Consider the following 10138-nt stretch of genomic DNA (forward strand, 5'->3'; position numbering starts at 1 on the left):
GGCGGGACGTGTGCGCCGTCGTCAGGGCTGAGGATGTCGCAGTTGAGGGCGATCGGTCCGAGGGAGATGCCGTCCCCGGGGCCGGCCCGGCCGGGGTCGGCCCCGGGAGGCAGGAGACGGTAGGCGGTCGCCTGGAAGTAGTTGGCGGACGGCTCTGCCTGCGCGGTGACGCGGGTCAGCCATTTGACGCTGCGTGCCCCTATCCATCCGGGGACGATCACTCGGAGTGGGGCGCCGTGGATCCGGGGGAGCGGTTCACCGTTCATCGCCCAGGCCAGGAGCACTTCCGGGCTCAGGGCCTTGGGGGTGGGGATGGAGCCGCCGTAGGGCTCGGGCGGATCGGGGAGAGGGGAGACATCCGGCGCGGCGAAGGCGATGTGGGCGGCTTCGGTGCGCAGGCCGGCGTGCGCCAGGACGTCGGCCAGGCGCACCCCGCTCCAGCGTGCGGTGGCGGTGGCGCCGGGGCCCCACGGCTCCTCACCGGGGATGTCGCGCACCTCCATCAGACCGGCGCGGCGGTTGCCGGCGCACTGCAGCGTCGCCGTCACCTCGACCTCGTCGAACCGCTCGCGCAACTGCTCCAGGGACAACTCCAGCGGATCGTGCACCAGGCCGTCCACGGTCAGCCGCCAGGCGGCGGGGTCGATCTCGGGAGCCGGACCGTGGTTGCGGCTGTAGAACGTGTCGTGCGGCGTCATCCGGTGCCCGGCGAGCGCCGTGCGGGGCGGCTCGGCGTTGTACGGCTCCCTCTCGTGCACCACCATGTCGTCCCGTTTTCCCCATGGACTCATGCCGTGGGGGTACCCGCACCGCGTGGTTGATGCGGTCTTCCCGCAGGTCATTGAAGTGCGAACGGCGTGCTTCCGGGTATGGCGGGCGAAAGACCGAACGCGGCCCGGTCGTTGACCAGGCCCTGACCTGGAGGGGGTCGATGTACTTCCAGCAGTTCTACTTCGAGGGTCTGGGGCACGCGTCGTACCTGCTGGGTTCGGAGGAGACCGGCGACGCGCTGGTGTTCGACCCCCGGCGGGACGTCAACGACTACCTGGAGCAGGCGCGCCGCAAAGGGCTGCGCATCCGGTACGCGCTGGACTCGCACGGCCACAACGACTACCTCTCCGGGGTGACGCAGCTCGCGGCCCGCACCGGCGCCCAAGCCCTCGGCGCGGCAACGGCGGACCTCGGCTACCGGCACCGCCCCCTGCGCGACGGGCAGCAGATCGAGATCGGCGAGATCGGCATCGAGGTGCTGCACACGCCCGGGCACACCCCCGAGCACATCAGCCTTCTCGTCTACGACCGGGACATCGGCGCTGACGAACCGGCGCTGCTGCTGTCCGGCGGTGCCCTGCTGGTCGGCGACCTGGCCCGGCCCGACCTGCTCGGCGGGCACGCGGAGGCCGAGGAGGCCGCCCGGGCCCTCTGCGCCACCGTGCGGGACAAGATCCTCACGCTTCCCGACCATGTGGAGGTCTTTCCGACGCATGTGGCCGGTTCGCTGTGCGGCGGCAGCATCGGGAGCAGGCTGTCCACGACGGTCGGCTACGAGCGGCGCACCAACCCCCGGCTCGCCGGGACCGACGACCCCGAGCGGTTCGCCGAGCGCTGCCTGCGGACGGACACCCTGCCCGCCGTGCCGCCGTACTGGCGCCGGATGCGCGCGCGGAACCTGGCGGGCGTCGAGCCGGTCACCCTGGTCCCGGAGCCGCCCGCGCTGCAGATGGAGCAGGTCATGCGGGTCCGGGACGAGGGGGCCGTGGTGCTGGACGTCCGCGAGCCGGAGGCGTTCGGCGGGGGCCACGTCCCCGGCGCGCTCAACGTCGGTCTCGGATCGTCCTTCGCCACCTGGGCGGGGACCGTGCTGCCGGAGGCCGCCCGCGTCGTCCTCGTCGTGGACCGCCCCGAGGACGTCGGGACGGTGACCTGGGACCTGCTGCGCATCGGCTACGACCCGCCCATCGGCTGGCTGGCCGGCGGCATGACGGCGTGGCGCGCGGGCGCCGGGCCGCTGGAGCGCCTGCCGCAGATCAGCGTCGGCGAACTCCACGACCGCGTGCAGGCCGAGGAGGTGAACGTGCTGGACGTCCGCCAGCCCGCCGAATGGTCCGCCGGGCACGTCCCGGGCGCCGCCTTCATCACCGGCGCGGAACTGCCCGCACGGCTCGGCCGGGTGCCCCGCGGCAGGCCGCTCGCCGTGACCTGCAGCACCGGATACCGCTCCTCCGTCGCCGCGAGCCTGCTGGCCGCGCACCAGGACGAGCCGGTCCTCAACGTGCTCGGCGGGATGACGGCGTGGCAGGCCGCCGGCCACCCCGTCGAGGTCCCCGCCGACGTCCCCGCCGGCGCGCGCTGAGCGGGTCAGGCGACCTCGACGAAGCCGAGGTGCTCGTAGAGGCGGCGGGCCCGGCGGTTGCGGCGGGTGACGGCGAGGGTCAGGGTGTCGTGGCCCTGCTCGGCGAGCGCGTGCATGGCCGCGCGGACGAGCCCCTGCCCGAGGCCGTTGCCGGAGTGGGACGGCGCGGTGAAGAGGAACGCGAGCAGCGGCAGGCCCCGGTAGAGGGTGACGAGTGCGGCTCCCACGGGGCGGCCCCGGTCCTCGGCGACGAACGACGCGGCGGGGAGGAACGTGCCGTACTCGCCGTCCAGTGCGAGCCGGATCTCGCGTGCCGCGCCTCCGGGGTCCCCGACGTCGGCCTCGTCGGGCGTTCCGCGGTAGGCGTCCCACATGACCGGGCCGAGCGCCGGGACGTCGCCGGCGCGGAACGGGCGGACACCGGGCGGGGGCGGCGGCGTCGCGCGCAGCGGCGCCTGGAAACGGCTGCGCACCGGTGCACCGAACGTCCCGGATGTCATGGTTTCGAGTCTAGATTGGCGCCCCCACCCGAGCCGGGCGGGGGCGCCGGCCGCGTCAGCGCTTGTAGCGGCGGCCGTGGATCATGTTGATCATGTTGAGGACGCGGGCCATCTCCTTCTCGGTGCGCTCGAAGGAGGTGAGGTTCATCGTCGCGAACCGCTGCCGCGTGATGGCCTTCGGGCGGGTGAACTCGCGCAGGCCGTCCGCGCCGTGGATCCGGCCGAACCCGGACTCGCCGACGCCGCCGAACGGCAGCGCGGCGACCTGGGCGAACGCGGCGAAGGCGTTGATCGACGTCATGCCGGAGCGCATCCGGCGGGCGACGTCCATCGCGCGGGACCTGTCGCCGGAGAAGATCGTCCCGGCGAGGCCGTAGCTGGTCCGGTTGGCCTTCTCGACGGCCTCGTCGAGGTCCTTGACGCGGTGGACGGTGATCGTCGGACCGAACGTCTCCTCGCACACGGCGGCCGAGTCGTCCGGCACGTCGGTCAGCACGACCGGCTCCACGTACGGCTTGCGCACGGACTCGGCGCCGCCGACGACGGCCTTGCCGCCCTTGTCCAGGGCGTCCTTGATGTGCCGCTCGATGATGTCGAGCTGGGCCGGCATGGTGATCGGGCCGTAGGCGGCCTCGCGGTCGAAGCCGGGACGCAGGTCCTTGGCCTTGTCGGTGAGCTTGCCTAGGAACTTGTCGTAGGCGTCGTCGACGACGTAGATGCGCTCGACGCCGATGCAGGTCTGGCCCGCGTTCGACATCGCGCCCCACAGCGCCGCGTCGGCGGCGGCGTCGAGGTCGGCGTCGGAGTCGACGATGCAGGCGTCCTTGCCGCCGCACTCGGCCACGATCGGCGTGAGGTTCTCCGCGCACGCGGCCATGACGCGCTTGGCGGTCCGGGCCGAGCCGGTGAAGGCGATCTTGTCGACGTGCGGGGACGAGGCGAGCGCCGCGCCGGTCTCGCCCAGCCCGGTGATCGTCTGCAGCACGGGGTGCTCGGGCACGACGGCCGAGACGAGCTCCTCCAGGAACACCCCGACGCCCGGGGTGAACTCCGACGGCTTGAACACCACGGCGTTGCCGGCGGCGAGCGCGTAGGCGATGGAGCCCATCGGGGTGAAGATCGGGTAGTTCCAGGGGCCGATGACGCCGACGACGCCGAGCGGCTGGTACTCCAGCACGCACTTCTGGTTGATCGCCATGAGGCCCGGGTAAACGGTGCGCGGGCCGAGGGTCTTCCGGGCGTTGCGCGCGGCCCAGTCCAGGTGGGAGATCGCCATGATCGTCTCCAGCTGGGCGTCCTGGAGCGGCTTGCCGGTCTCCTGGTGGACGAGCTCGGCCATCCGGTTGAGGTTGCGGGTCAGCGAGCCCTTGATGTTGAGGAGCCGGAGCCTGCGCTCCTTCCACCCGAGGGCGCGCCACCAGCCGGCCGCCTCCCGGGCGCGCTCGACCGCCGCGGCGACGGCGGCGGCGTCCCGGACGGGATGCTCGGCGACGACCTCGCCGGTGGCCGGATTCAAGGACGCGAACGTCTCGGTGCTCTCCGTGGCCACGGACATGAGGAACCTCCCGGGAGGAGCCTGGTAAGTGATTGCTTGCAGGTGTGTACCGGCTAGTAAATCACTCTACGTCCCGGACGGTCACCCCAAGGGCACCGGACGTCAGTCGCTCCACCACTGGAAGAGCGAGTGCCCGAACTGGATCGGGAACTCGTCCAGCCCCAGCGCGCCGGTGATGTTGAAGATCACGTCGAAGAACGCCTGGTTGATCGGCCCCAGCCAGAGCAGGGCGATCAGGATGAGGAAGGCGTAGCCGCCGTAGGGGGCGATCTTGTCGACCAGGGCGCGCGGCAGATACGGCTCGACGATGCCGAAGCCGTCCAGCCCCGGGATCGGCAGCAGGTTCAGCACGGCGGCCGTGACCTGGAGGAACGCCAGGAACGCCACGCCCAGCCAGAACACGCCGTGGTCCTGGTGGGCGAAGTTCTTGTAGAGCACCGCGAGCATGATCGCGAACAGCGCGTTCGACAGCGGGCCCGCCGCGGAGATCAGGCTGTGCCGCAGCCGCCCGCGGATCCGGTGCCGCTCGATCCAGACGGCACCGCCGGGCAGGCCGATACCGCCGAGCACGATGAACACCACCGGGATCAGGAAGCTGAGCGTGATGTCGGAGTACTTGAGCGGGTTCAGCGTGAGGTAGCCCTTGGAGACGACGCTGCGGTCGCCCGACCGGTAGGCCATGTAGGCGTGCCCGAACTCGTGCAGGCACAGCGACACCATCCACGCCGCGAGCACGAACCCGAAGAGCGCGAGCCGGGCCGGTTTGGCCGGCTCGTCCGCGTACCGCCAGGCGATCAGGCCGCACAGGACCGTCGCCGCCACGATCGCGAGGAAGATCGGGCTCGGCCGGACGGCCGCGCCCCCTCGCGTCCCGTGCGCAGTCCCCTCCATCGCTTCGGCCCCTCTCGCCGCGCCGGCTCACCCGGCGCTCCGGTCCCGTCCGATCTTCGAAGCTACCCGCTCGCCGGAGTCACGGCGCCGCGATGACCGGGACGACGTACGTGCGCAGGAAGCGGCGCAGCTCCTCGGCGTCCCGGTCGCGGTCCATGACGATCAGCGAGGTGATGATGCGGAAGAGGAACTCCACCGTCCCCTCCACCTCGATGTCGGCCCTGAGCGTCCGCTGCCGCTGCGCCCGCTCGAAGTGCGGCCGCACGTAGTCGCAGCAGACCGCCAGCACGTGCTCCGCCGCGCCGGCCACCGCCGCCTGCATGTGCCCCGCCGCCTCCGGCACCAGGAAATGGGTGATCGTCGGCTCGTTGCGGACGTGCTCGATCGCGTCGAGCGTCCCCTCGACGATCGCCTCGGCCACCGACCGCTCCCGGCGCAGCCGGTCGGCGAGCCGGTCCAGGAACCGGCGCAGGTCCCGGACCACGACTTCGAGGATCAGCTCGTCCCGCCCGCCGGTGACGCTGCGGTACACGGTCGCCCGGGACAGCTTCGCCGCGGCCGCGATGTCCTCGACCGTCGTCTTGGCCACGCCGAAACGACGGAAGCACTCGTCGGCGGCGTCGATGATCCGTTCCCGCGTCGCGTCGGTGGTGGTGGCCATGGACATACCTGAACACTACCGGCGCTCAGAACAGGGTGCCCTCGTGCTCGATGCCGCGCAGCGCGTCGTAGTCGAGGGTGACGCAGTGGATGCCGCGGTCGGCGGCGAGCACCCGGGCCTGCGGCTTGATCTCCTGGGCGGCGAACACGCCGCGGACCGGCGCGAGATGCGGGTCCCGGTTGAGCAGCTCCAGGTACCGGGTGAGCTGCTCGACCCCGTCGATCTCCCCGCGCCGCTTGATCTCGATGGCGACCGTGGCGCTGTCGGCGTCCCGGCACAGGATGTCGACCGGGCCGATCGCGGTGGGGAACTCCCGGCGGATCAGCGTGTACCCGTCCCCGAGCGTCGTGATGTGCTCGGCGAGCAGTTCCTGCAGGTGCGCCTCCACGCCGTCCTTCCGCAGGCCGGGGTCGAGGCCGAGTTCGTGGCTCGTGTCGTGCAGGATCTTCTCGATGGTGAGGATGAGCCGCTCGCCCGACTTGCCGTGCGTGACCGTCCAGCGCGCGACGGCGCCGTTCTCCTCGTAGCTCTCCTCGCGCAGCGAGCAGGGCGGGTTCATCCAGTTGAGGGGCTTGTAGGCGCGGTCGTCGGCGTGGACGCTCACGCTCCCGTCCGCCTTGATCAGGATCAGGCGCGGCGCCATCGGCAGGTGGGCGGTGAGCTTGCCGGCGTAGTCGACGCTGCAGCGGGCGATAACGAGACGCACGGCGCCCAACTCTAGTGCCCGATCCGGCCTAAGGCGGCGCGACCGCGGATCTAGGGCGTCATGCCGATGTGGGTCCGGGCGCCTTAGGACGAACCTCTTGGATGTCGGACCGCGTCAGGTGGGCCGGCATTGATGAGGAGGGACCGTGTACCACCACGACATCATGCGGTCGCTCATGGCGGAGCGGGTACGCGAGCGGCTGGCGGAGGCGGAGGCGCAGCGCGCCGGCCGGTTCGCACGCCGCGCCCGCGAGTTCTGGGCCGACCGCGCCGAGCGCGTCGCCGCCCGCCCGCCCCGGCGTTCGTCCAGGCGGGCCGCGCCGCAGCGCTGACCGTCCCCGCCCGGCTAGCGGAATGAAAACCTTTGTCAACCCCTGGAATTCTCCGGAAACCGGGATTAGCTTCGCGAGAGGGAGTCATCCTCCGTCTGGCGAAAGGACCCCCGCATGTCTCTTGACGTGACCCCGGAACTCCTGGAGACGGCACAGCGAGGCGAAGTCGGCGACGCCGCCTTCGTCGAGTGCATCAGAACGTCCCTCCCGTACGCGTGGGACATGATCAGCGGACTGGTGGCGCGGCTCCAGGTGGACGGCGGCGACTTCGCCGACAACCTGACGCCGCCGCCGGACGAGCAGGCCCGCGGCCAGCTCCTCCGCGTCCTGGCGAGCGACGCCATGCGCGGCACCCTGGAACGGCACTTCGGCATCAGGCTCGCCTTCCAGAACTGCCACCGCGTCGCCGTCTTCCCCGCCGGCGACTCGGACGCCCACCGGACGTTCGTCACGGCCCGCGAACAGATCCTCAACCAGTCCCCCGAACTCCGCGACTGCTGATCCGCGACCCGCGGCGTGCCCCTGCGCGACCGCAGGCGGCACGCCGCGGTCGTGCCCGCTCCGTCACGCTGTACCGGCGACGGCGGCACGGACCCCGGGGAGGACCTCTTCGCCGAGGCGGGCGATGTTCTCCAGGGCCGCGGTGCGGGAGCCGGCGGCCTCCACCAGGAGGATCAGGTGCTTGATCCCCGTCTTCCGGACCGTGGCCACGAGGGAGTCCGCGCAGTCGTCCGGTGAACCCACGGCATGCAGTTCGCACATGCGGCGCGTGTAGGCGACGGGGTCGCGGGGCGGGCGGGGACGGTCGTCCACGGCGACGTAGCCGTCCAGGCCGGGGCCCAGCCAGCGTGGCATCTCTTTCATGAGGGTCCTGACGGCCTCCTCGCGCGAGTCGGCGACCTGGGCGACATGCGTGGAGATGTGCGGGAGGTCCGGCAGGCCGTGCCGGGCGACGGCGGCGGCCTTCTCCTCCGGTCCGACGTGCATGCCCAGCAGCATCGGCAGGCCGCGTTCCGCCGCCAGTGTCTCGGTGGCGGGGGACGTGCACGCGACCGTCACCGGGGGTGGGGCAAGCGCGCGCGGGACGACCGGCACCTCGCGGAAGCGGAAGTGCTCACCCCGCCAGGAGACCCGGTCCGACCGCAGCCAGGTGAGGAGCAGGTCCAGGGACTCGGCGAAGCCTTGCTCGTAGCGGGGCAGGCCGGTGCCGAACACCTCAAGGTCGCGCCAGGGGCCGCCGCGTCCCACGCCCAGGCGGAACCGGCCGCCCGACAGCAGCGACAGCATCGCCGCCTGCTCCGCGAGCGCCACCGGGTGCTGGGTGGAGAGCACGCTGACGGCCGTCCCGACATGGATGCGCCGGGTGACGGCCAGGAGATGCCCGGCCATGAGCGTCGCCGACGGGACGACCCCGTACGACATGAAGTGGTGTTCGGCCAGCCAGACGTCGTCGAACCCGGCCCGTTCGGCGGCGACCGCGGCCTCGACCGTCCGGGACAGGGCATCGGTGTCGTTCTGGTGGGGGAAACGGGTGGCGAGGAGGAAGATTCCGAGGCGCACGTCACCGTCGTACCCGCCATGGGGAACCCGCGGGCATTCTGCGAGACTGCCGTGCATGACTGGTGGTTCGTTCAGCAGAGTCGGGGTCGTCGGACTGGGCACGATGGGGGCGGGCATCGCCGAGGTGCTGGCGCGCGGCGGCCTCGCGGTGGTCGGCATCGAGGTGAACCAGGACGCGCTGGAGCGCGGGCGCGGGCACCTGGAGAACTCCACCGGACGCGCCGTCAAGCGCGGGCGGCTCACCGAGGACGCGCAGCGGGAGATCCTCGGCCGGGTCACGCTGTCGACCGACTTCGCCGACCTCGGCGACTGCGACCTCGTCATCGAGGCCGTCCCCGAGCGGCTCGACCTGAAGCGCACGGTGTTCGCCGAGTTGGACCGGGTGTGCCGCGACGACGCCGTCCTCGCCACCAACACCTCGTCGCTGCCGGTCACCGACATCGCGGTGAGCACCGGCCGGCCCACCAAGATCGTCGGGGTGCACTTCTTCAACCCGGCGCCCGTGATGAAGCTCGTCGAGGTCATCGCGACCGTGCTGACCGAGCCGGACGCCGTGACCCGCGTCGCCGACCTCGTGCGGACCCTCGGCAAGACCCCGGTGACGATCGGGGACCGCGCCGGGTTCGTCGCGAACCGGCTGCTGTTCGGCTACCTGAACCAGGCCGCGTCGATGCTGGAGTCCGGGCACGCCACCCGCGACGACATCGACACCGCGATGAAGGCGGGCGCGGGCCTGCCGATGGGCCCGTTCACCCTCATGGACCTGATCGGCCTCGACACCTGCCTGGAGGTGCTGGACGCGATCTACGCCGAGTCGCGGGACCGCCGCCACGCCGCCTCCCCGCTGCTGCGCGAACTCGTCACCGCCGGGCTGCTCGGCCGCAAGACCGGCCGTGGCTTCTACACCTACGGCGAGTCCGCGGCCGAGGAAGCCGAGCGGGCCGCCGACGGCCCGAAACCGGTCGTGGGCGTCGTCGGCGTCGGCCCGCTCGCGGACGCGATCAGCGCGCTGTGCGACCGGGCGGGCGCCGAGATCCGCGCCTCCGCCGCCGGGTTCGCCGAGTGCGACCTGCTCATCGAGGCGGCCGAGGACGCCGAGGCCGGGCGGGCGCTGCTGTCGGCCGCCGCCCAGGCCGCCGGGCCGGCCACGGTCCTGGCCGTCACCTCGGTGGACGGCCCGGTGATCGAGCAGGCGATGGCCACCGGGCGTCCCGCCGACACCGTCGGCCTGCACCTGCCGGACCCGGCGGGCCCCCTCGCCGAGATCGCCGCCACGGTCGCCACCGCCCCGGAGGCCGCCGACCGGGCGGCCGACATCCTCGGCCGGCTCGGCCGCACCGTCGTCCGCTGCCGCGACCGCGCGGGGTTCATCGTGGACGCCCTGCGCTTCCCCTACCTGAACGACGCCGCGGCCATGCTCGGCGCCGGCTACGCCGACGCCGACTCGATCGACGCCGCGATGACGCTCGGGTGCGGCTACCCGACCGGGCCGATCGCCGACCTCGACCGCCTCGGCCTGGACCGCGCGGTCGCCGTCCTCCGCGCCCTCCACACCGAGACCCGCGACCCCGCCGTGGCCCC

At 72.4% G+C, this 10138-nt stretch carries 11 protein-coding genes; 4 read left to right on the plus strand and 7 right to left on the minus strand.

Annotation, left to right across the window (positions count from 1 at the left end):
- On the minus strand, positions 1–791 hold a 791-nt coding region (locus E1289_RS33330; protein ID WP_131987422.1), incomplete at its 3' end, for a molybdopterin-dependent oxidoreductase.
- Between the two features lie 140 nt (positions 792–931).
- Here E1289_RS33330 and E1289_RS33335 point away from each other — a divergent pair.
- Positions 932–2353 carry an MBL fold metallo-hydrolase gene (locus tag E1289_RS33335; RefSeq protein ID WP_131987424.1) on the plus strand — a complete coding sequence of 474 codons (1422 nt, stop codon included), beginning with the start codon at positions 932–934 and terminating at the stop codon, positions 2351–2353.
- 5 nt (positions 2354–2358) lie between these two features.
- Here E1289_RS33335 and E1289_RS33340 read toward each other — a convergent pair whose 3' ends face one another.
- The 5 genes from E1289_RS33340 to nucS form a co-directional block, all read right to left on the minus strand.
- Positions 2359–2853, minus strand: a complete 495-nt coding sequence (locus E1289_RS33340) for a GNAT family N-acetyltransferase (protein WP_131987426.1) — start codon at positions 2851–2853, stop codon at positions 2359–2361.
- Positions 2854–2908: 55 nt separating this feature from the next.
- Positions 2909–4408: an aldehyde dehydrogenase family protein gene (locus E1289_RS33345; protein WP_131987428.1), complete on the minus strand. Its 1500-nt coding sequence runs from the start codon at positions 4406–4408 to the stop codon at positions 2909–2911.
- Between the two features lie 102 nt (positions 4409–4510).
- On the minus strand, positions 4511–5299 hold the full coding sequence (locus E1289_RS33350; RefSeq protein WP_131987430.1) for a site-2 protease family protein: 789 nt from the start codon (positions 5297–5299) through the stop codon (positions 4511–4513).
- A 79-nt stretch (positions 5300–5378) separates the two neighbouring features.
- Entirely contained in the window at positions 5379–5966 is a 588-nt protein-coding gene (locus E1289_RS33355) for a TetR/AcrR family transcriptional regulator (RefSeq protein WP_243713314.1), read from the minus strand.
- 19 nt (positions 5967–5985) lie between these two features.
- The gene (gene nucS, locus E1289_RS33360; protein WP_131987432.1) at positions 5986–6666 is read right to left on the minus strand and encodes an endonuclease NucS; all 681 of its coding nucleotides are present in this window, start codon (positions 6664–6666) and stop codon (positions 5986–5988) included.
- A gap of 145 nt (positions 6667–6811) precedes the next feature.
- Between nucS and E1289_RS33365 the strand changes: the two genes are divergently transcribed.
- Positions 6812–6997 (plus strand): hypothetical protein, encoded by a 186-nt coding sequence (locus E1289_RS33365; RefSeq protein ID WP_131987434.1) that lies wholly within the window; start codon positions 6812–6814, stop codon positions 6995–6997.
- A 114-nt stretch (positions 6998–7111) separates the two neighbouring features.
- On the plus strand, positions 7112–7498 hold the full coding sequence (locus E1289_RS33370; RefSeq protein ID WP_131987436.1) for an SCO5389 family protein: 387 nt from the start codon (positions 7112–7114) through the stop codon (positions 7496–7498).
- Positions 7499–7561: 63 nt separating this feature from the next.
- Here E1289_RS33370 and E1289_RS33375 read toward each other — a convergent pair whose 3' ends face one another.
- Positions 7562–8557 (minus strand): LLM class flavin-dependent oxidoreductase, encoded by a 996-nt coding sequence (locus E1289_RS33375; RefSeq protein WP_131987438.1) that lies wholly within the window; start codon positions 8555–8557, stop codon positions 7562–7564.
- Positions 8558–8612: 55 nt separating this feature from the next.
- On the opposite strand from E1289_RS33375, the gene E1289_RS33380 reads away from it, so the two are divergent.
- Positions 8613–10138: 3-hydroxybutyryl-CoA dehydrogenase (locus E1289_RS33380; RefSeq protein ID WP_131987440.1), on the plus strand; the 1526-nt coding region annotated here is incomplete at its 3' end.

Source organism: Actinomadura sp. 6K520 (assembly GCF_004349245.1).
Lineage (GTDB): Bacteria > Actinomycetota > Actinomycetes > Streptosporangiales > Streptosporangiaceae > Spirillospora.

Excerpts from the sequence above, each read along its gene's own strand:
- E1289_RS33335 (WP_131987424.1), top strand. The coding sequence starts at position 932 with ATGTACTTCCAGCAGTTCTACTTCGAGGGTCTGGGGCACGCGTCGTAC.
- E1289_RS33340 (WP_131987426.1), bottom strand. The coding sequence starts at position 2,853 with ATGACATCCGGGACGTTCGGTGCACCGGTGCGCAGCCGTTTCCAGGCG.
- E1289_RS33345 (WP_131987428.1), bottom strand. The coding sequence starts at position 4,408 with ATGTCCGTGGCCACGGAGAGCACCGAGACGTTCGCGTCCTTGAATCCG.
- E1289_RS33350 (WP_131987430.1), bottom strand. The coding sequence starts at position 5,299 with ATGGAGGGGACTGCGCACGGGACGCGAGGGGGCGCGGCCGTCCGGCCG.
- E1289_RS33355 (WP_243713314.1), bottom strand. The coding sequence starts at position 5,966 with ATGTCCATGGCCACCACCACCGACGCGACGCGGGAACGGATCATCGAC.
- E1289_RS33370 (WP_131987436.1), top strand. The coding sequence starts at position 7,112 with ATGTCTCTTGACGTGACCCCGGAACTCCTGGAGACGGCACAGCGAGGC.